The organism is Candidatus Rickettsia kedanie (assembly GCF_045865205.1).
Classification (GTDB): domain Bacteria; phylum Pseudomonadota; class Alphaproteobacteria; order Rickettsiales; family Rickettsiaceae; genus Rickettsia; species Rickettsia australis.
This window is the reverse complement of sequence record NZ_BAABMM010000041.1, coordinates 1-24,957: the sequence shown is the minus strand read 5'-3', so window position 1 is coordinate 24,957 and position 24,957 is coordinate 1. Positions and strand designations below refer to the sequence as shown.

The window sequence follows — 24,957 nt, the reverse complement described above, 5'->3', positions numbered from 1 at the left end:
CCTTAGCGTTACAGTGCTAATACTTATACTCTTCACTTCCCTTTTTAAATATCATTTTTTCTAGCTAACAGAGTTGCAATTAGCAAATTCCTTGCAAATTGCTTACTTACTTTCCTTAACTTGACGCATATGGTTACCTCATCTGCATCCACTCTTATAAAATCAGGTTTAACTCTTGTAATTTTTCTATATAAATTTTCTGCTGAATATTCTTCGCTTTTAAGAGCAAATTCGTCTCGAAGTAATTTAGCTAAAAATTCTGTAAACTCTCGTGATCTACCTACTTGCATTTCCATAAATAAAGATTGGCTCTCATGGAAGGCCATACCTTTAGCAAGGCCAACCGGCTGCCCTTTATACATTTACGGTAGATTCTGCTCATATAAAGCATGTCCTGTTTCGTGAATAATTCCCATTAAACCGCTTATGAAATGATCTTCATCATACCTAGTAGTTAAACGTATATCATTTGGCGTTCCGCCGCAAAAAGGATGAGTCGATTCGTCTAATCGTCCTTTTGTTAGATCAAACTGCATAATTTCCATCATGCGTTTTCCGATACGCTTTTGCATTTCAGGAGCTAGTTCGCTGTTCTTTACTAATTCTTTCGCGCTTTTCTGTTTTTCTAAAACTTTATTGATAAGCTGTGGGAGTTCTTTTTTAAGTACTGAAAAAACTTGTTTGATTTCGCTACTTTTTCTGCTTGGATCAAACATATCTATTAATGAGTCGTATCATTCGCAATTAAAAACATCTGCTCGTACTTTAGCAACTTCTTTCATATAATCTAAACTTTTTGTAAATGCGGTTTGAATAAATTATAGTCATTATTTTTTCTTGCTTCTCGCCAAACAAGTTTGGCTTAGTAGTAGCCACCAATTTCTTTTGTAGCTGCTCGTCAATACAATTTGCATCTGTTATTTTTCTGTCAATCTCTCTAATATTAACATTCTGCCATTCATCAAGGTTCGTTGATTCTTCTTTTGCCTTGCTAAGTAACTCTTTTAGTATAGGGGATTTGAGCATAGAATGAACAATCGACGTTAAAGTTACTATTTCATTTGTTCTGCTCTCACCTGAACCTATAGCCATATTTACGGCAACATCCCAGTATAATATACTTAAGATATTATTAAAATGTGAGATGCTCGCAAACTTGTTTTCTAATTTTGTGTAGTTGTTCATATGTTCCTTGTTTTTTGTCATTGCTAGTGGACATCACCCGCATGGATACTAAATCGTCATTGCAAGAATAATTACGTAGCAATTCGACGAAGCAACCCAGTTAAAAATTCTGTAAATCAGAATTTTTTTAATTATTTTTCTGGATTGCCTCGTCGCTTCGCTCCTCGCAATGACGTTTATTACAAATGCAATAACTCCTTCGCTGCTTTTAAACTTGCCTCGGTGATTGTTTTACCTGAAATCATGCGAGCGAGTTCCTCCTGTTTTTCAGCTAAATTTAAAGTTTTTACCGTTACTTTCGTTTCTTGCTCTAGCTGTGTTTTCTCGATTTTTATATGCAAATCCGCTTTACCTGCTACTTGCGGCTGGTGCGTAATAACTATTACCTGCGTAACTGAGCTAAGCTTTTTTAACCGCTCACCTACTTTATCTGCGACTTCTCCACCAATCCCGACATCTATTTCATCAAATATAATAGCCGGTTTTACCATTTTACCAAACAAAGAAGTTTTTAAAGCAAGCATGAACCTTGATAATTCACCGCCGGAAGCGATTTTATTCATTGCTTCCGCTGCTGTTCCTGGGTTAGTAGAAGCTTTAAACACAATATAGTCATTGCCGCTGGCTGTTGGCTCTTTTCTAGCTTCTATCTCAATCTCAAAAATTGCTTTCGCCATTTTAAGCTGTTTTAGCTCCTGATGCAACGATTCTTCTAGATGTTTTGTGGCAATAAGACGCTTTGCAGATAAATCGCTCGCTAGTTCATAATATTGTTTCTGTAATAGCACTTCTTGAGCTTTTAACTCGTTACTATTGGCTATTTTATTTTTTAATATACCGAGTTGTTCTAAAGATTTATCTAAAAATACGCCTAACTCATCCGCAGGAACATTATATTTACGGCTAATAGCTTTTATTAAAAATAATCGTTCCTCTGTTTCTTCAAGATTATATTCCTCATAATTAAAACTATCCAACAGATTTGATAATTCTTGGCGTGCTTCTTCTAGATTATTATATGCTTCCTCTAAACTTGTAGCGACAGTTTCAAAACGCTCATTATTGCCTTGCCTTGCTAATAATTTCTCTGCTCTATTAATCGATGTATTTATTTCAGGGTTATTAATCTGTTCTAGAATATCTTTTATTAGCTGTAAATCCTTATCTTTATTTTGCAAATTTTTTCGTAGATTTGCTAATTTTTCTTCTTCCCCTGTTTGAATGTTCAGTTTAGTTAATTCTTCCGTTGCAAAGCTCAAATAATCAATTTCCTGTTCTATAGAATTTTGTTTAAGTGTTATTTCGGCAATTTCTTTTTTGATATTTTGCCAAGTTTGATAGCATTTGGAAAGTCTTGCACGAAAATCCAAAAGATTTCCGTAACTATCTAAAATATCACGCTGCGTACTTGCTTCTAGAAGGGAAATATTATTATTTTGTCCATGAAGCTCGAATAAATAAGTAGCTAATTGCTGCATTATAGCCTTATTAACTACTTGATTATTAATGAAAAAATTTTTTCGTCCTTCGGCTTTTTGCAAACATTTTACAAGCAATAATGCTTCAGGTTCAATCAAATTTTGAATCAGAAAACTTTTTATTTCTTCATTTAAAGAGAATATTATATTAACAACAGTGTAGTTTTTTCCACGCTTTATTATATTATTTGAAGTTTTATAACCAAGGCAAAATAAAATAGCATCAAGTAAAATAGATTTACCGGCTCCCGTTTCGCCAGTAATAACGCATAAACCTTTATTAAACTCAATTTCCAGCTCGTCTATCAGAATGAAGTTTTTGACTGAGAGACTATAAAACATACACTACTCTTTAATTTGTATAAGTGTTATTGCATGGATCGGTTTTTCTACTGTCATCCCGATCACGGGGTCCAGTTTAAAATACTAATTTATTAGTATTTTAAAGTTGTGGTTATGGATCACGTGGTCAAGCCACGGGATGAATCTAGTGGATTTTAAGAACCATGAATATCTTACTACTTAACCAACTTATATGCATAACTATACCACTGACTATCAGGATAGTTGTAACCTAGCACCGAGGCATATTTTTTTGCTTCATCAGGTAACCCAAGCATCATATAGCTTTCGACTAAACGGTAAAGAGCTTCTACTGAGTGAGAAGTAGTTTGATAATTATCAATTACCTCTTCAAATCTATTAATAGCTGCCATTGGGTTCTTTTTCTTTAAGTAAAACCGACCTACCATCATCTCTTTACCGGCTAAATGATCGTTTACTAGGTCGATTTTTAAAGATGAATCAATAGCATATTTAGTATTTGGGAATCTCTCTATTACGTCTTCAAAACTATTTTTAGCTAAGAAAGTTCTAGATTGATCATGATTTACGTCTGAAATTAACATATAATATGATAATGCTTTAAGGTAATATGCATGAGCAATGTCAACATTTGCAGGGTGCAAATTAATGAACATCTCAAGCACATCAACCGCTTCTTCATATTGAGCGGCGAGGAATAAAGAATAAGCCTGCATCAATTCGGCTTGCGGCGTCATTTCATTACCTGGATGCTGGTAAAATACTCTTCCGAATTCTTCCGCAGCTTTCTTATATTTTTTCTTTTCTAACAAAGTAACACCTTCGTTATAAAGAGTAGGAATAGGAACTACTATGTCATCACTGTTTTTTTTGCTTTTACATCCGCTGAACACTAACCCTATAACTAAAAGGGTACTCAATAATTTTGTTAATTTCATAAGAACTTAAATTCAGTTAATAACTAAATATACATATAGGCTTAAAGAATTTCAAGGATTCAATTTAAAATCTTACAAACTTATAAATTAGATCTATTCAGAAACGAGGATTTAGGAAAGAATTTGAAGGAGACACGGAAATGCTTACCACAGAAGCGTACACTTGTACGCAAGGATTCGAGTACTGAATTGACATACAAATTTTACCCCTAGAAGGAATAGGTCTATATTCTTGGACTTATTTCTCTACCCAGTGTCCTTTATCATGATTATTTTTATAAGGCATAGAAACCTCCGGATAATATTATGCAAATAGACTTCTTGCATAACCTCCTTCTAAAGGTAATTTATCCATCAATCCGGTACCCGCATCTGTGCGATTGTTTATATACGCTGTGGTGCTGCGTTCCGTGTTTCCTTCACACCCCTCTTGATAAGATAGGTTCTGCAAGAAGTCTAATAATATTTTATAACATCGGAGGTTTTATTTCTATAGGCAAGTTAAATAAAATTCATGACCATAGACTTTTCATTTTATTAAAAAAGCTGCCGTCATTTTCTTTTTCATTGATGGATTCTTTTTTGAATTCTTCTAGTAACTCACGTTGTCTTTTAGATAAATTTTTAGGTACCTCAACATGAATATGTGTAAGCATATCACCCCTAATAGCTGACCTCATTTGAGACATACCTTTACTGCGTAACCTTAATTGATCACCGTTTTGTGTGCCTGCCGGAATTGTTAAGTGGACTTTGCCCCCTTCAATTACCGGTACTTCTATCTCCCCTCCAAGAGCGGCATTTACAAAACTAATAGGTAGTTTACAATGTAGATTTGCTCCGTCTACCTTATAAATATCATGTGGTTTTATTGCTATATCAACGTATAAATCACCACTATTTCCGCCTCTAATACCTGCTTCTCCTTCTCCGGTATGTCTTATTCTAGTACCGTTTTCAACACCGGCAGGAATATTTACCGATAAATTGCGTTGTTTATGGTAACGTCCCATGCCATGACATTTCTTACAAGGATTTTTTATAATTTGTCCGTTACCTTGGCATTTATGACAAGCTTGTTCGATCGTAAAGAATCCTTGCTGAATTCTAGTCGCTCCAACACCGCCGCAAGCATTGCAAGTAGTTACGGTTTCACCTTTTTCAGAACCGCTACCATGGCAAGTATCGCATTTTACTTCGCTAGAAAAACTAATATTTTTTTCTATACCGTGAAATGCTTCCTCTAGGTTAATTGTCAGATCATATTTTAAATCCGAACCTCTAGCCTTACTTGATGTAGGCTTTCTTCTACCACCTCCCATAAAATCACTAAAGAAGTCGCCGAAAATATCGTTAATATCATGATGAAAACCACCGTGATTTCCTCCTCTCCCTCGTGACTGTTGATTTTGAAAAGTATCATGCCCCAAGCGGTCGTAAGTGGCTCTTTTTTGCTCGTCTTTTAGAACATCATAAGCACTATTTATTTCTTTAAATTTCTTTTCAGCATCTTTATCGTCAGTAGTATCAGGGTGATATTGCTTGGCTAATTTGAGATAGGCTTTTTTAAGATCCGCTTGGCTAGCTGTTTTACTAACGCCTAGTATTTTGTAATAATCTTGTGACATAATTTTTATAAAATGGGTTGTCATTGGAGCAGCCTTCTCGTCATTGCAAGGAAATTACAAAGTAATTGACGAAGCAATCCAGTTAAAAAATGCTAATTTATAGTATTTTTTATTATTTTTTCTGGATTGCCACGCTCCTTACAGTCGCTCGTAATGACGTTAATGACGTTTTGTATAATAGTCTTTACTTCTTCGCTACATCCTGAAAATCGGCATCTACTACTTTGTCATCGTTAGCAGTATTTGCGTCAGCAGGCTGGTTTTCGCTTTGTGCTTTATACATTGCTTCACTGATTTTCATACTAGCTGCAGTTAAGCTCTCTGTCTTTTCTTTAATTAAAGCAGCATCTTCCGACTCAAGAACAGTTTTTAAAGCAGATAGTGCTTCTTCAGCAGCTCCTTTATCTTCTGATGATAATTTATCACCATACTCCGTAAGACTCTTTTCAGTAGAATAAACTAAACTATCTGCAGCATTTTTCGCTTCAATAAGTTCCTTACGCTTTTTATCTTCATCAGCATTCTGTTCAGCATCTTTAACCATTTGTTCGATTTCGGCATCGCTAAGACCGCCGGAAGCCTGAATAGTTATTTTCTGCTCCTTACCGCTTGCTTTATCTTTAGCCGAAACATGCACTATTCCATTAACGTCAATATCAAATGTTACCTCTATTTGTGGAACACCTCTCGGTGCAGGAGGTATACCTTCAAGATTAAACTGACCAAGTAATTTATTACTCGCTGCCACTTCACGTTCACCTTGAAACACTCTAATAGTTACGGCATGCTGATTATCATCAGCAGTTGAGAATACCTGACTTTTTTTAGTAGGTATAGTAGTATTACGATCGATTAACCTTGTAAATACGCCGCCAAGGGTTTCAATACCAAGGGATAGAGGCGTAACATCTAATAATAATATATCCGTTACTTCTTTATTCAGTACCCCTCCTTGAATAGCAGCACCAAGAGCTACAACCTCATCAGGATTTACGCCCTTATGAGGCTCACGCCCAAAGAATTTCTTTACGGCTTCTTGTACTTTCGGCATTCTAGTCATACCGCCGACAAGTACTACTTCCTGAATATCAGAAGCTTTTAAACCTGCATCCTTTAATGCTTTACGGCAAGGTTCAACGGTTTTTTCAATTAAATCATCTACTAATTTTTCGAATTCTGCTCTAGTAAATTTAATATTTAAATGTTTTGGTCCTGTACTATCAGCTGTAATATAAGGTAAATTAATATCAGTAGTTACTGCAGAAGATAGCTCTTTTTTAGCCTTTTCTGCCGCTTCTTTCAAACGTTGAAGTGCTAAAGGATCATTACGTAAATCTATACCGCTTTCTTTTTTGAATACATCTATTAAATGGTTTAATATTCTTGTATCAAAATCCTCGCCGCCAAGGAATGTATCACCGTTCGTTGATTTTACTTCAAAAACACCGTCACCGATTTCAAGAATTGAAATATCGAATGTTCCGCCGCCAAGATCGTATACTGCAATAGTTTTACTTGCCGCTTTATCGAAACCGTAAGCAAGAGCTGCGGCAGTCGGCTCGTTAATTATTCTAAGTACCTCAAGACCTGCTATTTTACCTGCATCTTTCGTTGCTTGACGCTGTGCATCATTAAAATAAGCAGGTACGGTAATTACTGCTTGCGTTACTTTTTCGCCTAAATAATTTTCGGCAGTTTCTTTCATTTTTTGTAAAATAAAAGCACTAATTTGGCTTGGTGAATATTTATTGTTATCCGCTTCGACCCATGCGTCACCGTTATCGGCTTTAACTATATTATATGGTACGATATCTTGGTCTTTCTTAACCATAGGATCGGTAAAATTTCTACCGATTAATCGCTTTACCGCATATATAGTATTGCGAGGATTGGTTACTGCTTGTCTCTTAGCTGATTGTCCAACTAATTTTTCACCATTTGCAAAAGCTAGTATTGATGGCGTAGTTCTCTCACCTTCTGCATTTTCTATTACTTTTGGCTCTTTACCTTCCATGACTGCAACACAAGAGTTAGTAGTCCCAAGGTCAATACCTATTACTTTTCCCATAAGATCCCTCGTTTTCTTTTTTATTTTTGTTTATTATTTAGCGTTGTGCTCCGTATGTCATTCCCGCGTATAGGTGGCAATCTAGAAAAACAACCTTAATATTGCTTGTTGACAAAATAAACCTAAAAAACAAGTTTTTATAAGTTTTACTGGCTTCCCGCCTACGCTGGAATGACACCGTGTACAACAAGCACTTTATTATTGTGCTATGACTTTTTATTTGATATTTTTATTTGATATAGTGCGGCTTAAATCATTTTACAAGAGGTGACAATGAAAAAACTACCGATTTTACTAAAACTTTTATGTATTATTAATTTAGTTTTCCTAAATAATATAGTTTTAGCATCTTCTGAAACAAGCAGTGCTATATTTGAAAAAGCGAAGAAAGCAATCGTAACGATTGATACTAGAATTACCGTATCGGCATATAACGATACAAGTAGTTGGACAGGAACAGGATTTATTAGTGATAAGAACAACGGTTATATAATTACTAATACTCATGTTGTCGGTGGTGCATCTATCGGAACTTATTTTGTTACTTTTTATAATGGTGAGCAGGCAGAAGCACAACTTATCTATTACGATATTTGGCAAGATTATGCTGTTTTAAAAGTAGAGAGCAAAGATATACCGGCATCAGCAACACAAATATCTTTCTCAAATGAGATTTCAAAATTAAATCAAAAGGTTTTTGTAGTCGGTAACACGGAAGCAAAAGGCTTTTCTTTCCATACCGGTTATTTGTCCGATCTTTATAATATTGAAGGTTTAATGCCGCAATGTACTTATGTTATTAACCTAAATAGTACCGGTGGTGCTAGCGGTTCACCGGTATTAAACAATAAAATTGAGGCTATAGGAGTATTATACGGTGGTGGTAAAACTCATTCTCTAGCACTGCATGGTGATTACGTAGCTCGCACCTTAGAAAGTTTAAAGAATAATAAACAACCAAGCAGAAAACATATAGGAATAATAAGCGAGTTATATTCTTTAAATAAAGCAGTTAGACATCATAATTTCCCTAAAGAAGAAATGGATAAATATATAAATAAGTTTCCTGATAGTAGAAATAGGGTGATAAGTGTTAAGGCAGTTTTAGCCGGTTCGCCTGCTGAAAAATCTTTAAAAGCCGGTGATATTATTTGGGCAGTTAATGATAAGGAACTTGGCGGCAATCTAGCATTATTTGATAGAGAAATGGATAATTTCAAAGGCATAGCTATTAAACTTACTATATTTCGTGATGGAAAAAAGCTAGAACAAGCAGTAGATTTATATGATGTGAACAATAATAAAATCGCTAAAATGATAAATTTCGGCGGTGCGGTATTTTTTGAAGCCGATGATTATTTTAGTAATAAATCAGGCATTCCACTTAAAGCTTTAAGTATAGCTTCCGTTCAATCTGGTAGTAGCTTTAGCTCTATACCGACATTTTTTACCAAAGATTATAAAAATGTTTATAGATTACAAATTTTTGAGATAAAAGATTTGGCTTTAAGTAACCTTGATGATTTGGTGAAATTCTTACCTGTTATTACTAAAGAGAAATTTATAACGGTTAGATTTAAAAATTATCAACCTTATTACGCTAATTTCGGTTATAATGAACTCATCTCATCGCATGATGATATGATTGCAGATGTAACTCTAGATTCTATAGATACTAAGCCGTATATATTAAAGTATAATACTGTTTCTCATGATTGGGATATGGAAAATATAAAATTTCAGTAACTAATCGATTGTGATAAATTAACAATTCTTAATCAATTAAGTCGCAATCAATTCAACTCAGTTTGTTGCGTTATTACTCCTAAATTTATAATCTTAATTTTAGGAGAATTGCAAATTAGCTCAGTGTTGTTTACTATACTATAATATTCCTACATGGATACTAAAGTCGTCATTGCGAGCAGCCATAGGCTGCGTGGTAATCTCATGAATAATCACAAATTCCTGAGATTGCTTCGTCAAATTACTATATAATTTTCCTCGCAATGACGGGGTGGTATCCACGTGGGCAATGGCATCAATCCACCACTAATTAACAATTCCTCCTAAAATAATTAATAAATTTAGGAAAATTAATGAGAAAACAAACAGTACTTACTTGACCTACATAAGATTTAAGTCAATATAAAACTCCAAGACTAAATGCTCTCGATTCAGAGAGAGAAATGAAACCTGCATCGGTAAAGAGTGATATATAGGAGCTGGAAGTGTTATTTAAAGATAAAACAAAAAGCGGCATAAAAGCTTTTAATAGTGTATTAAAGGTATGCTTTGAAAAGAATTCTAATGCTTTATTACCCGAAGCAGCTGAACAGGGTAAAAAAGATTTAGTAATAGGGATCTTAAAAGTAAATCGGGATTCTATAGAGTCTACGACTCCTCAGGGTTTATCGGTATTACATTCGGCAATTGCAGCAGTTAATAATAAAGACATTATTGCAATCCTATTACAGGTAAAACCTACTTTAGTAATACAAAAAGATGCTTCAGGTCTTACTCCATCATTTTATAACACTAATAAAGCAATAATAGCAATATATTACAACATTATGAACGAGATGTTATAGACCGGCTTAATATAAAGCCATGGAAAGGTTGGGAAGAAGATATGCAAGAATATTTAAAAAATGAGATGCTTATAATTGGAAACACTAAGCATATAATAAATGGAGGTTGTATAGAAAATTTGTAAATTATTAGACAAACCTCTTCCTGGTAAATTTAATATAGAGCATTAGATTTGCAAGGAAGATGTAGAGAATTCTTTAATAAAAAACGGTAAGTATGTAAAACTTACCTATAAAATATTTTAAGCTTAAAAATTATAACTCAGTGACAGGTATTTCTTTTCCTAGGGCTTCAACATAATATTCTGTTACATGGTTATAATTATCATAACTAATTGGTGTTTGGGATGATAGTTTTTGTGCTAATATTGTCAATTTTTCTTCATATAACTCAAAAGATTTTTCGAAATCCTCTTTTGTAATCTTTACAGTTTTAGCTTCATCTGTATTTACTGTGAGTGCTTCAATATTTTCTGTTGAGTTATATTTTATTAAAGTTACTTTTTCTTTTTTTAGGAAAAGACAATATGTTTTTATTTTTGTCAATGCTGCTTTTACTTCGAAATACCTAGAACTAGTTTATCTAATAACATCTAATACCTTAAAATTATTTTGAAGCGGTATATAAGTCTTATTTATAAATGTCAACATAAATTAATATATTATTACTATCAGTATTAACAAATGCTAATTATTATAATTTTCTTTCACAAAATCGAAATAAACTGTTATTAATATACAAAACCAATCTTAATCTAGTATATGCGCTCTTTATTTGTAGTAATTATATTCTTTCTAATGAGTAGTTGTAATTTAAAACCGGTATATAGTGAAAAATACAGTAGAAATAATGATTTAGAAGCGATTCAAGTTGAACCGATTAGAACAATTGAAGGAGCTGAGTTTTATCATCGTTTAACTAGTATTTTACCTCAGAAAGCAAAAGCAAAATACTTGCTTAAAGCAGAGCTTATCGCAACAACTATGCCTGCTACTATTGAAAAAAACTCCAATGTTTTAAGGGAATATATTAATCAATTGGTTAGGTATAAATTAATTGATATAGAAAGCCAAAAGGTTTTAATTGAAGAGAAGTTTTACCAAAACACGTCATATAATGCTATTTTTACACCATATGCAACAAATGTTGAAAGAGATGAAACAGGAATAGACTTGGCATATCAAGCAGCAGAAGCAATTTGTAGCAGATTAATTTTATATTTTACACGGAAATAGTTAGGCTATGAAATTTTATTTTTCACAAATAGGTAGATTATTTGAACTAATAAAAGCTGGAAAGATTAGAGCTCTTTTACTATATGGTCCTGATAAAGGATATATAGAAAAAATTTGTAAGCACTTAGTAAAAAGCTTAAATATGCTACAAACTTCTATAGAATACACAGATCTTAATATTTCATCTGTAGAAATATTACTTAACTCGCCTAATTTTTTTGGTCAAAAAGAATTAATTAAAATTAGATCAATTGGGAATTCACTTGATAAGAATTTAAAAACAATTCTAAGTAGTGATTATATACATTTTCCTGTATTTATAGGGGAAGAAATTACTTCAAGTGGAAGCATTAGAAAGTTTTTTGAAACAGAAGAATATTTAGCGGCAGTTGCTTGTTATCATGACGATGAAGCAAAAATTGAACGAATTATTTTAGGTAAAGTAGAAAAAACTAATAAAGTTATAAGTAAAGAAGCTATCACTTATTTAAAAGCTCATTTAAAAGGTGATCATGATTTAATTTGTAGTGAAATAAATAAATTGATATATTTTGTTCATGACGCACGCGAAATTACTTTAAACGATGTTCTAAAAGTTATAAGTAGCGAAATTACGGCAAACGGCAGTGATTTAGCAATGTATTTTTCAAAAAAAGATTATAGTAATTTTCTGCAAGAGCTAGAAATATTAAAAAAACAAAATATCAATGAAGTTTTAATTATTAGAGCATTAATAAGGCATTATTTAAATTTATATATAGTTTTGTCGAAAGTAAAAAACGGTGAGCGTTTGGAACTCGCAATAAAATCATTATCCCCACCGATTTTTTATCAATATATTAATGATTTTACAAAGATAGCAAACAGTCTTAGTCTAACTGAATGTTTCGAGACTTTAAAACTGTTACAACAAGCGGAGGTGGATTATAAATTAAATCCTGCTGGTTTTGATTTACTTCAGAAAGTTATTTATGTCATGCCCGCTTTCACGGGAATGACATAAACGAGCCGTGCAACAACTCATATATGATGCAGAGGTGCATAAATTATTTAAAAGGAAAATATAAGTAGCAAATGTATGCCCAAGCCTGATTTTTCTGACCCTGACAAACAAATTCACGAAATAATTAGAGTTAATCATGCTGGAGAGTATGGGGCAAAGAGAATTTATCAAGGGCAACTAAAATATATCAAATCTCAAAATGATCATATATTAATTAAAGAAATGCTTGATCACGAAGAGGTCCATCTAAATTATTTTGAAAAAAAATTACTAGAAAAAGCAGTAAGACCCACGTTGTTATTATTGTTTTGGCATCATTACGGATTTTTACTTGGTGCTTTATCTTCCTTGATGGGAATAAAAACGGCGATGCTTGTTACCGAGAGTGTAGAAGAAGTAATAGAAAAACATTATGAACAGCAAATAAATTATTTAGAAAATAAAAATGTTGAGCCGGAATTATTAAATAATATTATTAAATTTCGACGTGATGAAATTGAACATAAAAATATTGCTATAATGCATGATAGTACTGAGGCAATATTTGTAGAAATAACTAGTAAAATAGTGAAGATAATTTGTCATATCTCTATAATTTTAAGTAAGAAAATTTAGAGTTAACAGCTTGATTAGTTGAAAAATCTAGAAATATTTTACTTCTAAGATATTAAGAAGATAATACAAAAACATTAATAATATTATTAGAAATGGTGATGAAAAGAAAAACTTTTGCTAATTTTTTCTTTATTTTTTGCATTTGTATTTTTTAGAATTAATAAATCTTTATTTTTATTAAACATAAGCTAATACTACTCGCAATTCCTTTATTTAATTTATGCCTAAACCTAATCTAGAATGAATAAATAAAGGTGCCAAAGGTTAAGCTCCGTTGCCGTAAGACAACAACCTCCATTATACTTCATGATTTTACTCACTTATAATAATAGACCCCTGGCATAACTTAATATTAAGTTTTTTGACAGATTGGTCTTACAACAATGGAGCTTAAAACATTATTAGCGGTCTATATATTAGTTGAATAATATAAAGAGTCAAGAGATTTTAGTTATCATTAATAATGAATAATGTAATTCTGAGTTACAAGGTATATTGTCTATATAATCTGTTTCTATAATTTGCTTTTACATCAATAATAATTTATATTTATTTATATACTAAGATAGAACTTGAAAAATTGACTATCTCGTCTTTGTAAGTCCTCGAATACTGAATGTTTATTATACGCTCCGCTCCTCGACTTATAGACTCATTGCTCTCTTTTCCAAGTTGATCTTCGTATATCTATTCGTAAGTATAATTAGAAAATGATAAAATAAAATATGAATCCAAATTCACATCCTATTACTAAATCACACTTATTCCATATAGTAGACCCAAGCCCTTGGCCCGTCCTAACATCTTTTGCTTTACTTCTTTTGGTTATAGGCAGCGTCTCGTTCATGCATGACTACAAATTTAATATATATATTTTATCTACAGGAGTTATTTCAGTAGGTTACTGTTTATATTCTTGGTGGAGAGATGTAGTGAAAGAAGGAATAGTCGAACATCAGCATACTAGTCCTGTTAGAAAAGGTTTACAAATAGGTATGGCGTTATTTATTTTAACGGAAATAGTATTTTTTGGTGTATTTTTTGCTTCTTTTTTTAAATCAAGTCTATCACCCGTAGGTCTTTTAGACGGTGTATGGGTTGTAAAGCAGGGAATTTGGCCTCCACCTACAATTAAAACTTTTGATCCATTTGATATTCCTTTTATCAATACTTTAATACTACTCTTATCGGGTACTACCGTTACTTGGGGTCACTATGCCTTAGAAGAAAAAAATCAAAAAGATTGTGTAACTGCACTTGCTCTGACCATATTGCTTGGAATATTTTTTACAACTATGCAAGCATATGAATATTATCATGCGGCGTTTAAATTCACGGATGGTATATATGCTTCTAATTTTTATTTAGCCACGGGTTTTCATGGAGCTCATGTAATTATAGGTACTATATTTCTAATAGTTTGCTACTTTAGAACAAAAAGAGGAGATTTTACTACAGAAGGTAATGGACATTTAGGGTTTGAATTTGCTGCATGGTACTGGCATTTTGTGGACGTGGTTTGGTTATTTTTATTTACGTTTGTTTATATATTTGGAAGCTAATAAATTATACTCTATGTGATTATAATGTTACTTAAAATAAGTGTTTTTAAAATATTTTTGCTATTATTTTAAAATATTTTTGCATATTAATTAAAATTGCATATATTTAGGAGTTGATTTATATATAAATAAATTATACATTATTTTTAAAATGCTAATTATTTTATTGAGGTAAAACATATGAACTTTCCTATTCGTAAATTAAACGAAGAGTTAATCGATTATAATCTATCATTACGCATACTATTGACTATTCTAAGCGTGGCTATTATTATGGTAGCTTTTGATAGCTTAGGTAGTAGTGTCGACGATCCTGTAGGTGAGGCATTGTGTAGCTTAATTCAAACATTCAGAGGCAAGACTGCAAAAGGTATAGCTGTTATCGGTATAATTGTTCTGGGAATTCAAACATTAAGAGGAAAGTTGCAATGGGAAGTAGCTTTAGTAGTAGTTACTGCAATCATTATATTATTTAAAGCTCCAGATATTGTTGATATGGTATCAAAGAGTAATACCGCAAATTGTGGTGTTTCCTAATACGCTAATAAAAGTTATTATATCTTTAGTGATACCCATAAGTTCCGGCTTATGGGTATTTTTAAGTGACGTTGTGACATAGCCTAAACGTGCCTGTGTGGATACCGAGTCGTCATTGTAAGGAGGCATCGTGGGGGATACCGATGTCATTCCTGCGAAAGCAGGAATCCAGCATAAAGTGAGATAAATCGAGCTTTTAATTTCAAAAATTTTCTGTATTGATACTTTTTTTCTGGATTCCCGCTTTTAGCTAAGAATGACATAAAGAGCATTTACCGGTCCACGCAACCGTCTTTACTTAAATAACAGCCCTAATCTATTACCTATAGCAATATCAATATATTTTGCTGTAACAGGGATTCCTTCAATATTCATTTCTAGATATATTGCTTGTTTTGCAGGGATTTTTGTTTGTAGTTTTGTAATTGATACATATTCATCTAAAGATTGATTATTACTATCCATTACTCTAACTTTGATTATAGGATCAGAAATTAAATAATCAGACTGATTAGATAATTTATAAAATATCTTCATACCGCCTATATGACGAGATTTTCCTAAATTAATTTCTTCTATCTTTAATTGATCATAGTGACCTAAAAATTTAAAACTATCTATTAGTAATATCACTAAACAAAAAATTATAAAGCTAGTCCATAATATTGGAAATATATTATATTTTTGCTTAGTAGGAATATACGGTAAAATAACCGGCACATTAGCATTATAATGATTTTTAATAGGAGTTTTAATAGTTTCCGTGTTTACTTTATCTTTAAAGTCATTTAATTTACTAGTATTATAGTCTAATTTTTGATACCACAAATGGCTACATTTGGAACATTTTACTCGTCGTCCGTTAATACCTATTTGATTACTTGTAACAATAAATCTTGTTTGGCAATTTGGGCAAGTAATATACATAGTTAATTATAATTATTATGTTTGACTTCATGATAACCTTATTTATTATTTTTGGCAATAAAACAGTGAAAAGATATGTCCTCTCTTATTAAAGAAATTGAAGAAGCTTGGCAAATTAAGGACCAACTTCTTCAAGATGCTTCAAAGCTTATAACATTCAAAAAAACACTTAATGATATTATAGAAAGCTTAAATCAAGGTACAATTCGTGTTTGTGAAAAGAAAGAAAATAGTTGGGAAGTTAATGAATGGGTAAAGAAAGCTATATTGCTATATTTTATCACTACGGAATCACAACTTTATAATAACAATTATAATAGTTGGTATGACAAAATTGCTCCTAAATTTTCTGTGGATACTGATCAAAATATATTCAAAGAAGCAGCTATACGGAAAGTTCCCGGAGCTGTTGTTAGAACCGGTACTTATATAGCTAAAAATGTTGTAATTATGCCTTCTTTCATTAATATAGGTGCTTATATAGATGAGGGAACAATGATTGATACATGGGCTACTATCGGCTCATGCGCTCAAATCGGTAAGAATTGCCATATTTCAGGTGGTACAGGAATAGGAGGGGTGCTTGAACCGCTACAAGCAAAGCCCGTTATCATTGAAGATAATTGTTTTATCGGTGCAAGATCGGAAATAGCAGAAGGGGTAATAGTAGAAGAAGGAGCAGTAATTAGTATGGGAGTGTTTATCTGTAGCTCTACAAAAATAATATACAGAGATACAGGTGAAATTATTTACGGTAGAATTCCGGCTTATTCTGTTGTAGTTCCAGGAGTATTACCTGCTAAGGAAGCAGGTAAGCCTGGGCTTTACTGCGTAGTCATCATAAAGCAAGTCAATAAAACTACTAGATCTAAAGTAAGCATTAATGATTTGTTAAGGTGACTGTTCACTGTCACCTAGTTCGTTTAACCAGCACATGGCTCAAGAAAAGTACTCGGTGTCATTCCTGCGGAAGCAGGAATCCAGCATAAAGCGAGATAAATCAAGCTTTTAATGTCCCTATCGGGTATGAGAAATCCCTCGTCTTTAGGCGAAGGGCAGATATCATGAAGTGGCCTTGGCAACGAATTTATAAAGAGATATGAGGCGTTATAGAAAAAGTAGCCATAGCCAGTATGATTTGAAAGTACACATTATATGGATACCAAAGTATAGAAAGAGGGTATTAACGGGAAAGGTAGCGGAGAGAGCTAGAGATTTATTGAGGTGGATTTGTATGGAACATGCAGTACATATAATTTCAGGCAAAGTAGCTTGTGATCATGTTCATATGTTTATCTCGTATAGACCGCAAATAACACTTAGCAAAATTGTGCAGTATTTAAGGGTAGTAGCTCAAGAATATTATTGCAAGAATTTGCTCATTTGAGCAAGCGGTTTTGGGGCAATCATTTTTGGGCTAGAGGTTATATGGCAGTTAGTGCGGGTAATATTACTGATGAAATGATACAGCAGTATATTGATGAGCAAGAAGGTGAGCCTATTAATGATGATCGATTTTTAATCGATTCCACTTTATAACCTCCCAGCTTATAGCTGAGAGTTGTTTAGTTTCAAAAATTTGCTGTATTTATACTTTTGTTGGATGCCTGCTTTCGCAGGAATGACATAAGAACCATGCAACAAGACCTGCTTGACTTGACCATAGGATGACAAAGAGGAATAATAAGCTGCTCAACACTAGTGCACGGTCACGGATCAATAATATAGCCGATTATATCTTTAAAATACTCCTTTCTTTGTTGTTGTTCTGCAATATCTGTTTGTGGAATTGAATTATTATTGGGGTTTCCTAAGAAAGTATTGTATACCGTAAGTACTGAATTTTGTTGTTTTTGAGGATCATGTACCGCCGGCTGCTTTAAAATATGATTCTGCAGCATCTGCTGCCTGTTGTTTTTGAAAGCGAAGTTCGTTTCCTTATATATAAATCATATTTTTATAGGCTTGTCAGCCTTATCTATAAGACTGATATAACATTCTAATATAGAGTCTAATTTATTATTCTTTCTATAAAATATGATAGCTGAATCTTCACGTCCTAAGTTAAATAGCATATCACTGATTTTATCATACATTTCTTTAAGCTCTTTATTACATGTTAGGTCTGGGCATTATAATTAGCTAAAGCTCCCTTATAATCTGCTTCTTCGCTTAATATATCGCCTATTTTAGAGTAGCAGCTAGCGATAGTTTTCATTACTTCCATCTTGTCAGGATATTTACTTAACCACTTTATGGCTTCTTGATAATATTGCACCGGTTTATTATTTTCAGGTTTTATATTTTTTATAGAAGATAGATAGTTATTTTGTACGAATAAATCACATATTTGAATTAAGGAATTATAGCACTCATTGGATTGAGACTATGTGTAGATAGCATTTCTTCAAATAATGATCATTCTTTAATTTGTAGGTTTAATACATATCGGTAGGCTTGAATAACCGGCTTATTATCCGTGAATTCCTCAATAGAGTCTAAAATTTGAAATATTGCCTCTATAAGGTTATTATCTTGTTTGTTTGATATAATAGTTTGAAGTTCCGATAATTGTGTTAATCCTTCAAAATAAGAAAGAGTTTTTTTATAGCTGGATATTGTATTGAAGAACTTGGTAAATATGGTTTTAACATATTGCTATCTCTTCTAGAGCTTTGAGCTCTAGGGTGAGCTTTATTTCTTCATCTTGAGAAGTAGGTTTATAGAAAAATTTTATATAAGAGGATTCTAATATATCTTTGTTAATAGCAATGCTATTTTGTAACATTGATATAATGTTTTCATGATGTTGGGTTATTACGCATGTAAAATTTCCTTTTAATTTTTTGTATTCTTCTAAAGGGCAAAACTTTTTAAAGTCTTTTATGATCCTGTTAAAGATATTAGGGGATTTTATGGTCTCTTCTTTTGCTACTATGATAAATTTTAATTTATCGGTCATTTGAACTAGCTTTTTAATGAAAAATACATTAATTAACTCTTGAACTGGGTCGGGTACTCTGTTAGAGCATTCCCAAAATACTTTTTCTGCAATTTCAAATTTTTTGGGATAATATATAGCTGGTTCATATTTATGCTTAATTTCCGGTGTTGTTTCAAAATCAAATAATTTATCAAATGTAAATTCTTCACCGTTTTCGATAATCTTGAGGTTGTTTTCAAGAGCATTTAAAAATGTGCTTTCGCTATAAGGTAATCCTATTACTACTGTAGCTTTTAATGTTTTTCCTGCTTGTATTAGTAAATAATTAACTTCAGTCAATCAATTTAGAATATTTTCTTTTAAAGAATCAAGAGCAGTTTCTTCTTCTGTTAAAGATTTAATATCAAGTTCTGTGGAAATTTTAGATTTCATATATAACCACTAATTTATTATTTAATATAAATTTTTATACTGTCGTTTTCGCTGCTATCACTGATCGCTCTAATAATAAATTCACCGGTTTTTGCTTTCCATATTACAGGTTCGTTTGATTTTGCGGTTGTGATTAATTCATTATCTACAAACCAAAAAACGTTATTGGTTTTATTATCGCTAATCGCACTAAAAGTAATATTATCACTATCTTTAATTGAATGTATGGAATTTCTTAATGGGTATATAATTTTAGGTTTCTGATGATGCTAATTTATCAACCTATTGCAATGGTTTGTGGGTATCGGTTTCGGTAATATATGTATTCCTGCTTTTTGGTAAACCGAAAGCATATCCGTCGGCCATAAATTTACGGTTTGATATTCTGTTTGTCCTTGAATAAAGTTGCAAGCAGGCATACCGGTTTTTAAATCTATCAACATTTTTCTATAAATACCGGATTGTTTTATCGGTGATTTGCCTTTAATGAATAAGGATTCTGCTTTAACCGGACACATATCGTTATCGATATCTCCCGTATCTGCACAAACTTTTACTTTAGTAATATTTAGTTCATTAATTTTTGAAAGTATTAAATCCTTATCTTTATTTGGCTGGGCTATTGATTCTATAATATTAAAGAATAAAGGAGCCGCAGAAATATTACCTGTAAATGTTCCGTGAGTTTGCCCTTTGAAATCTCCAACCCAAACGGTAAGTACATATTTCCCGAATATGCCTACGCTCAGTGCGTCTCTAAATGAGCTAGAAGTACCTGTTTTCCAATAAATCGGTAAGTTATGCTTTGTATTGTTATAGGTAATAGGACGAGTCGTATCTTTTATAATATCAAGAGTGAAATAGCTTGCTTCGGGGGATATCATTGTCGTTGCGAGCATTTGCTCGGAGCGTGGCAATCTAGTAGAGTTTGTATTATAGTGTCGCACCCTAGCTTTGCCTCTCCTCGCAATGACGTAGAAAGCATTGTCCTAAGCGGTTTATAAGTACCGAAATTAGCAAGCATAGCATAAAGAGTAGTTAACTCTTCAAGAGTAATTTCGGCTGTGCCGAGTACTATAGATAAGCCGTAATTTTCAGGTTTTCGTAAGCCGCTAATTTTTGCTTGTTGTAAGAACTCATAAAAATTCGGATTTTTTAACTTAGACGCCAGAAATATTACAGGTACGTTACGGCTCTTTATTAACGATTCTCTAACACTTAATCCTCCTATAAATCTACTATCAAATTTTTCCAGTTTATAATGATCGTAGTAAGTAGGTATATCCTTTAGTAAAGTTAACGGATGTATTAGCGATTGATCAAAACTAAGTGCATAGACAAACGGTTTTAAAGCTGAGCCTGGAGATCGATGGCTTTTAGTGCCGTTAATTTGTCCGCAAATATCGTTATTAAAAAAACACCTGAACCAATGCTTGCAAGCACTTCCATAGTAGTAAAATCAATAAGAATTACGGAAGCATTATTAATGCCGTATTTTTCAGGTTATTAATATATAGCTGCACCTGCTTTTCTATAGTAGTTTGCAGATTCTTATCTATAGTAGTACGTATAATAGGACTATCATTATTTGCCAGGATATCTAAAGTGAAATGTGGTGCGATAAAAGGAAGATTTTTATTTTGATTAAATTTAATCGGCAAACTAATTAACTTATTATAAATAATATCTTGTGGGTGAGTCGTTAGCCACTCAGTAAATAGATATTTACGTGCTTTAAAAATATTAATATCATTCCCGCCTCTTTTAAAAGGATTTTGTGGGATTACTGCAAGGTTAGAATATCGAGCAAATTTAAATCTTTTAGGTCATGATTGAAGTAAATATAACTGCCGGCTGTTATCCCTTCAATATTACTACTGTAAGGCACTAGGTTTAGATAAGCTTCTAGGATTTCATTTTTTGAATAATGTAGCTCTACATGAATAGCTTTAATGATTTGATGGATTTTACCAAGAAAAGAATAGTAGAAGAGTTTATCCCATATCTTAAACGTGCTATTTGCATTGTTATAGTAGAGCCGCCTATTTTACGATTATTCTGTAAATAAGTAGAATAAAAATCTTTGGCTAAAGAAACGGGGTTAATGCCGAAATGTTGATAAAAATGCCTATCTTCATATAACAATACTGCTTCTATAAAACTTGCCGGTATTTCATGTATAGGAGTGAATATCCTATATTTATCGTCTTTAGAAAGCGAAATACGCATTAACTCACCGCTTCGGTCAAATACTCTTTGTGAGAAGCTTATATCTTTAAGCAATGGAGCGGGAGGAATAGCAAAATATAATATTATAATGCCGCTGATTGTAATAAAAAGTAATTTGGTTTTGAGAGACAAAGTATATACCTTATAGTTTAATGTCATTCCCGCCTACGCGGGAATGACATAACACTCCGAAGCTTAATAATATCCCCTACATGCAATAACCATTACCCTATCATAACCATTATAAAGCATTTTAAAAATAATGAACATTTTAATAATATAGCTTGCATGTATAGAAGTAATATCATATAATGCACCACAAGATTTTAATCAATTAACTAACTGCTAACAACAATTAAACATTACGGTTATTATAAATATTAAATTATCATATAAAATCTACGTTACTACCCCGCCTTATAACACATCAGCCTTATAACACATCAATATAAATTTCTTGATATAATATTTTTTTCGCATATCATCATTTTTAATAATTAATTAAATATTAATATCTTTAAGTAATTATTAATATTTCTTCAAGGGGAATTAGATATTATGACAAAAAATATAAATTCTAAACTTACAAAATTATTCTTAATTATAAAGGATATGTTAATAATAATTTTGCTGCAATACATGCTCAAAGACCGAATGACGTAGCGATTAAGAAATTAGTAAACTTAATGGATGAAGAGCGTCTTGCAAAATATTTAATGGCAATGACAGAAATTAAGCTTGATTCTTTTGCAAAAAATATAGACGGTGTAAAAGCTTTAGGTCGTAAGGCTTTAATAGAATATAATAGCGTATTAAAAGAGCTTGGAGTTATTACAGACAATTTATCTAATGAGGATATGAAATCTTTAATTAAAGGTTTTAATACAAAAACTATGAATAAGCTTGCGAGTAGTCTTGAAGATACAAAGAAAGAAGATGCTAATAAGCAGCGAGTATCTCTTGGTGCGGTGGTTCCGGTAAGAGGTGTTAACACTCCGCTTCCACCACCGCCGCCTCTAGGGGCACGCATTGCTCGTGGTGATGCACCTGCTATAATGGTTAAGCAGCATTTGATATAAAAAATCTTACAAAAGTAAATGGCTTAGATGCAGTAAAATCAAATGATTGAGCTGGTAAATTAAAAGAATATTATAATTTATTTACAGGATTTGAGCAAAATAAAGGAGCAATACAAAAAGAGAGAAATGAACAAAAAGCAGAATTAGCTAAACAAAAAGAAGCAAGAAGACAACAAAAAGAAGCGGATTTATTAGCAGCAGAGCAAGCACATTTTAATGGATTAACTGAAGCAGAAAAACAACAATATAAAGCTGATAAAGAAGCAACTAAAAAGTTAATCAAGGATTATCAAGTATTTTATACAGTACTTCATGAACCTAAAAAGAAAGCAGAAGTAGAAGCCGTAGCTCCAAAATCTCCAAATCCTGCAACGATATTATTGGGTGTTAAACAAGATATTGCACCTATAATACGTATGATGTTGACTGAGGATATTATTGAAACTCAAGTTAAGCCTGGATTACAAGCCGCTATAGACGCCGGTAATATAGATATTAATGCATTAAGTGAAGAATATAACCAGAAATTATCTAAGGTGTTTTCTGCAGATAACCCAATAGAGCTGATATAGAAGCAAAATCAACATATGCGTTACTAATAAAGATCAAGAGCTGAATCAAGGAGCTAGAGCTATAGTAGCTAATGAAGATTTTTTGCTAATTTATTAAATGAAGAAGAGCAGAAAGCTATAAGATTAGATTGGGTCTTTAAAAATGTTCCTGAATCTATGCAAGAACCGATTACTAAAGAAAAAGTAAAAACAGCCACCTTTATTAGCATTAGAAAAAATAGCACCGGTTATTGATAGAATAGAGTTTATAAATACGAAATCTGAAATTTTAGGAGCAGGTTTTCTCAATAATCAAGTAAAAGATATAGTTAATAAATTCAATGATTTATCGTTTAGTGATAAAGTAAATTTAATAGTTAATAAAGCTGTTAATAACAAAATTAATACAGTAGAATCTCAAACCTTAAATGATTTTAATGCTGCTAAAACAAACTGGCTTAGTGACGGTAAAAATATAACTCAACTTTTAGTTAATACTGAAGTTAACTATGTTGATTTAAAAGTAATTGAAAAAAATCGGAAGTAAGTGTAAACTAATTAATGAATTTCTATAACATATTAGCTGTAACTAAAGCAAATTTAATGGATAGCAAGACAGACTTAGCTTCAACACGAATTTCAGAAAATGAAATAACTGATCAAATACAAAAAGCTTTTAGTAAAGCATTATCTTCTGAACAAGATAGAACTGCAAATCGTATAACCACTTTATATGATAAAAAAGTTATAGTTACTTTAGTAAGTAGCATTAATGCTAAGGATTTACTAAAAAAGTTTGATGAATTTAAAAATCAAAATCGTATTGCTGATTTAGATGGTATTAAAGATGCTATAGATAATCTTAAAAACATCTGAAAAGAATTTAGATGATAGAAGAAAGGCAATTAGAGCAGTAATAGCTCCTGTAGTTGTGGTTGTACCGGGTGCAGTTCAGGAAATTAAGTCAGACATAGGGAAGGAAATTTAAAGTTTAATGCAGCTCGCACAAGCAGTGGTAGCTAATAATAACGGTAGACAAACTGCAGCAGCTGAGCAAATGAGACTCAAAGCCCAAACTCAAAAAGTAATTAATAAAGCTTTAGCACTTGCACTAAGCAAATCTGAAATAGGTAAAGTAATGGCAGATAACGGCAATTGCGATGAAGAAACTTTAGGCAGAATAACTAAATCAGTTGAAAGAGTGCTAGATCATGAGTATCAAGGCGATACAAATGCACTTTTTATAAATATGGAAAATACATTAAATGAGCAATATAAGGTTATCTTAGCAGATGAATGTTTAGTAACTCTTTTAATAGAGAATAATAAAGACTTCATTGAAAAAATACAAAATGTTGTGAGAGAAGTCGAAGCAGTTGCTCCCGTAGCTCCAGCTGCAGCAGCTCCTGTGCACCTTGTAGCAGAGCAGCTGCTCCGATAGCACCGGCACCGGTGGTTATTAATATGGAAGATGTAGCAATTATGATTGTTCGACGTATAGATAGGATCATACGCGTCAAGTTAAGGAAAGTAAGTAAGCAATTTGCAAGGAATTTGCTAATTGCAACTCTGTTAGCTAGAAAAAATGATATTTAAAAAGGGAAGTGAAGAGTATAAGTATTAGCACTGT

General features: G+C 32.3%; 19 protein-coding genes and 5 pseudogenes. 13 read left to right on the top strand and 11 right to left on the bottom strand.

All coding sequences use genetic code 11. The features are described 5' to 3' along the window. Positions 1-131: 131 nt before the first annotated feature. The 5 genes and pseudogenes from ACKTSD_RS06945 to dnaK all read right to left on the bottom strand — a co-directional run. Positions 132-1,185: pseudogene (locus tag ACKTSD_RS06945) on the bottom strand (carboxypeptidase M32); the annotation flags it as partial. Between the two features lie 179 nt (positions 1,186-1,364). Next, positions 1,365-3,005: a DNA repair protein RecN gene (recN, locus tag ACKTSD_RS06940; RefSeq protein WP_412708592.1), complete on the bottom strand. Its 1,641-nt coding sequence runs from the start codon at positions 3,003-3,005 to the stop codon at positions 1,365-1,367. Between the two features lie 176 nt (positions 3,006-3,181). Next, positions 3,182-3,925: an outer membrane protein assembly factor BamD gene (locus ACKTSD_RS06935; RefSeq protein WP_412708591.1), complete on the bottom strand. Its 744-nt coding sequence runs from the start codon at positions 3,923-3,925 to the stop codon at positions 3,182-3,184. A gap of 512 nt (positions 3,926-4,437) precedes the next feature. Further along, positions 4,438-5,553, bottom strand: coding sequence for a molecular chaperone DnaJ (gene dnaJ / locus ACKTSD_RS06925; protein WP_412708595.1), 1,116 nt, complete (start codon positions 5,551-5,553; stop codon positions 4,438-4,440). A 184-nt stretch (positions 5,554-5,737) separates the two neighbouring features. Further along, complete coding sequence (dnaK, locus tag ACKTSD_RS06920) at positions 5,738-7,621, bottom strand: molecular chaperone DnaK (RefSeq protein ID WP_412708589.1); 1,884 nt, start codon at positions 7,619-7,621, stop codon at positions 5,738-5,740. A gap of 252 nt (positions 7,622-7,873) precedes the next feature. Between dnaK and ACKTSD_RS06915 the strand changes: the two genes are divergently transcribed. Beyond that, positions 7,874-9,367: a S1C family serine protease gene (locus tag ACKTSD_RS06915; protein ID WP_412708594.1), complete on the top strand. Its 1,494-nt coding sequence runs from the start codon at positions 7,874-7,876 to the stop codon at positions 9,365-9,367. A gap of 485 nt (positions 9,368-9,852) precedes the next feature. Further along, positions 9,853-10,212: an ankyrin repeat domain-containing protein gene (locus tag ACKTSD_RS06910; protein ID WP_412708588.1), complete on the top strand. Its 360-nt coding sequence runs from the start codon at positions 9,853-9,855 to the stop codon at positions 10,210-10,212. Between the two features lie 255 nt (positions 10,213-10,467). On the opposite strand, the pseudogene ACKTSD_RS06905 reads toward ACKTSD_RS06910, so the two are convergent. After that, positions 10,468-10,805, bottom strand: a pseudogene (locus ACKTSD_RS06905) (hypothetical protein). Between the two features lie 169 nt (positions 10,806-10,974). Here ACKTSD_RS06905 and ACKTSD_RS06900 point away from each other — a divergent pair. The 5 genes from ACKTSD_RS06900 (at position 10,975) to ACKTSD_RS06875 (ending at position 15,165) form a co-directional block, all read left to right on the top strand. Next, a complete protein-coding gene (locus ACKTSD_RS06900) occupies positions 10,975-11,448 on the top strand; it encodes a hypothetical protein (protein WP_412708587.1) in 474 nt (157 codons plus the stop codon). 7 nt (positions 11,449-11,455) lie between these two features. Beyond that, a complete protein-coding gene (gene holA / locus ACKTSD_RS06895) occupies positions 11,456-12,451 on the top strand; it encodes a DNA polymerase III subunit delta (RefSeq protein WP_412708586.1) in 996 nt (331 codons plus the stop codon). Between the two features lie 75 nt (positions 12,452-12,526). After that, positions 12,527-13,066, top strand: coding sequence for a demethoxyubiquinone hydroxylase family protein (locus ACKTSD_RS06890; RefSeq protein ID WP_412708585.1), 540 nt, complete (start codon positions 12,527-12,529; stop codon positions 13,064-13,066). 725 nt (positions 13,067-13,791) lie between these two features. Further along, positions 13,792-14,628 (top strand): cytochrome c oxidase subunit 3, encoded by an 837-nt coding sequence (locus tag ACKTSD_RS06880; protein ID WP_412708584.1) that lies wholly within the window; start codon positions 13,792-13,794, stop codon positions 14,626-14,628. Between the two features lie 180 nt (positions 14,629-14,808). Continuing rightward, entirely contained in the window at positions 14,809-15,165 is a 357-nt protein-coding gene (locus tag ACKTSD_RS06875; protein WP_412708583.1) for a TrbC/VirB2 family type IV secretion system protein, read from the top strand. Positions 15,166-15,459: 294 nt separating this feature from the next. Here the strand turns inward: ACKTSD_RS06875 and ACKTSD_RS06870 are convergent, their stop codons facing one another. Then, a complete protein-coding gene (locus ACKTSD_RS06870) occupies positions 15,460-16,092 on the bottom strand; it encodes an MJ0042-type zinc finger domain-containing protein (protein WP_412708582.1) in 633 nt (210 codons plus the stop codon). A gap of 75 nt (positions 16,093-16,167) precedes the next feature. On the opposite strand from ACKTSD_RS06870, the gene dapD reads away from it, so the two are divergent. Both dapD and tnpA read left to right on the top strand, forming a co-directional pair. Continuing rightward, on the top strand, positions 16,168-16,992 hold the full coding sequence (dapD, locus tag ACKTSD_RS06865) for a 2,3,4,5-tetrahydropyridine-2,6-dicarboxylate N-succinyltransferase (RefSeq protein ID WP_412708581.1): 825 nt from the start codon (positions 16,168-16,170) through the stop codon (positions 16,990-16,992). Positions 16,993-17,191: 199 nt separating this feature from the next. Continuing rightward, a pseudogene (gene tnpA / locus ACKTSD_RS06860) lies at positions 17,192-17,520 on the top strand (IS200/IS605 family transposase); the annotation flags it as partial. Between the two features lie 281 nt (positions 17,521-17,801). Here tnpA and ACKTSD_RS06855 read toward each other — a convergent pair. The 4 genes and pseudogenes from ACKTSD_RS06855 to pbpC all read right to left on the bottom strand — a co-directional run bounded on the left by ACKTSD_RS06855 (position 17,802) and on the right by pbpC (position 21,829). Beyond that, positions 17,802-17,993: a hypothetical protein gene (locus tag ACKTSD_RS06855; protein WP_412708580.1), complete on the bottom strand. Its 192-nt coding sequence runs from the start codon at positions 17,991-17,993 to the stop codon at positions 17,802-17,804. 218 nt (positions 17,994-18,211) lie between these two features. After that, positions 18,212-18,370 (bottom strand): hypothetical protein, encoded by a 159-nt coding sequence (locus ACKTSD_RS06850; protein ID WP_412708579.1) that lies wholly within the window; start codon positions 18,368-18,370, stop codon positions 18,212-18,214. Positions 18,371-18,840: 470 nt separating this feature from the next. Then, positions 18,841-19,054: pseudogene (locus tag ACKTSD_RS06845) on the bottom strand (hypothetical protein). A gap of 431 nt (positions 19,055-19,485) precedes the next feature. Continuing rightward, positions 19,486-21,829, bottom strand: a pseudogene (pbpC, locus tag ACKTSD_RS06840) (penicillin-binding protein 1C). Positions 21,830-22,383: 554 nt separating this feature from the next. Between pbpC and ACKTSD_RS06835 the strand changes: the two are divergent. The 4 genes from ACKTSD_RS06835 to ACKTSD_RS06820 all read left to right on the top strand — a co-directional run bounded on the left by ACKTSD_RS06835 (position 22,384) and on the right by ACKTSD_RS06820 (position 24,768). After that, positions 22,384-22,776, top strand: coding sequence for a hypothetical protein (locus ACKTSD_RS06835; RefSeq protein WP_412708578.1), 393 nt, complete (start codon positions 22,384-22,386; stop codon positions 22,774-22,776). 380 nt (positions 22,777-23,156) lie between these two features. After that, entirely contained in the window at positions 23,157-23,348 is a 192-nt protein-coding gene (locus tag ACKTSD_RS06830) for a hypothetical protein (protein WP_412708577.1), read from the top strand. A gap of 540 nt (positions 23,349-23,888) precedes the next feature. Beyond that, positions 23,889-24,203 (top strand): hypothetical protein, encoded by a 315-nt coding sequence (locus tag ACKTSD_RS06825; RefSeq protein ID WP_412708576.1) that lies wholly within the window; start codon positions 23,889-23,891, stop codon positions 24,201-24,203. 118 nt (positions 24,204-24,321) lie between these two features. Next, positions 24,322-24,768 (top strand): hypothetical protein, encoded by a 447-nt coding sequence (locus ACKTSD_RS06820; protein ID WP_412708575.1) that lies wholly within the window; start codon positions 24,322-24,324, stop codon positions 24,766-24,768. Positions 24,769-24,957 lie beyond the last annotated feature (189 nt).

What these genes read in the sequence shown, in the direction of transcription:
- recN (WP_412708592.1), bottom strand. Translation starts at nt 3,005, where the DNA reads ATGTTTTATAGTCTCTCAGTCAAAAACTTCATTCTGATAGACGAGCTG.
- ACKTSD_RS06935 (WP_412708591.1), bottom strand. Translation starts at nt 3,925, where the DNA reads ATGAAATTAACAAAATTATTGAGTACCCTTTTAGTTATAGGGTTAGTG.
- dnaJ (WP_412708595.1), bottom strand. Translation starts at nt 5,553, where the DNA reads ATGTCACAAGATTATTACAAAATACTAGGCGTTAGTAAAACAGCTAGC.
- dnaK (WP_412708589.1), bottom strand. Translation starts at nt 7,621, where the DNA reads ATGGGAAAAGTAATAGGTATTGACCTTGGGACTACTAACTCTTGTGTT.
- ACKTSD_RS06900 (WP_412708587.1), top strand. Translation starts at nt 10,975, where the DNA reads ATGCGCTCTTTATTTGTAGTAATTATATTCTTTCTAATGAGTAGTTGT.
- holA (WP_412708586.1), top strand. Translation starts at nt 11,456, where the DNA reads ATGAAATTTTATTTTTCACAAATAGGTAGATTATTTGAACTAATAAAA.
- ACKTSD_RS06890 (WP_412708585.1), top strand. Translation starts at nt 12,527, where the DNA reads ATGCCCAAGCCTGATTTTTCTGACCCTGACAAACAAATTCACGAAATA.
- ACKTSD_RS06880 (WP_412708584.1), top strand. Translation starts at nt 13,792, where the DNA reads ATGAATCCAAATTCACATCCTATTACTAAATCACACTTATTCCATATA.
- ACKTSD_RS06875 (WP_412708583.1), top strand. Translation starts at nt 14,809, where the DNA reads ATGAACTTTCCTATTCGTAAATTAAACGAAGAGTTAATCGATTATAAT.
- ACKTSD_RS06870 (WP_412708582.1), bottom strand. Translation starts at nt 16,092, where the DNA reads ATGTATATTACTTGCCCAAATTGCCAAACAAGATTTATTGTTACAAGT.
- dapD (WP_412708581.1), top strand. Translation starts at nt 16,168, where the DNA reads ATGTCCTCTCTTATTAAAGAAATTGAAGAAGCTTGGCAAATTAAGGAC.
- ACKTSD_RS06855 (WP_412708580.1), bottom strand. Translation starts at nt 17,993, where the DNA reads ATGCTGCAGAATCATATTTTAAAGCAGCCGGCGGTACATGATCCTCAA.
- ACKTSD_RS06835 (WP_412708578.1), top strand. Translation starts at nt 22,384, where the DNA reads ATGGATGAAGAGCGTCTTGCAAAATATTTAATGGCAATGACAGAAATT.
- ACKTSD_RS06825 (WP_412708576.1), top strand. Translation starts at nt 23,889, where the DNA reads ATGAATTTCTATAACATATTAGCTGTAACTAAAGCAAATTTAATGGAT.
- ACKTSD_RS06820 (WP_412708575.1), top strand. Translation starts at nt 24,322, where the DNA reads ATGCAGCTCGCACAAGCAGTGGTAGCTAATAATAACGGTAGACAAACT.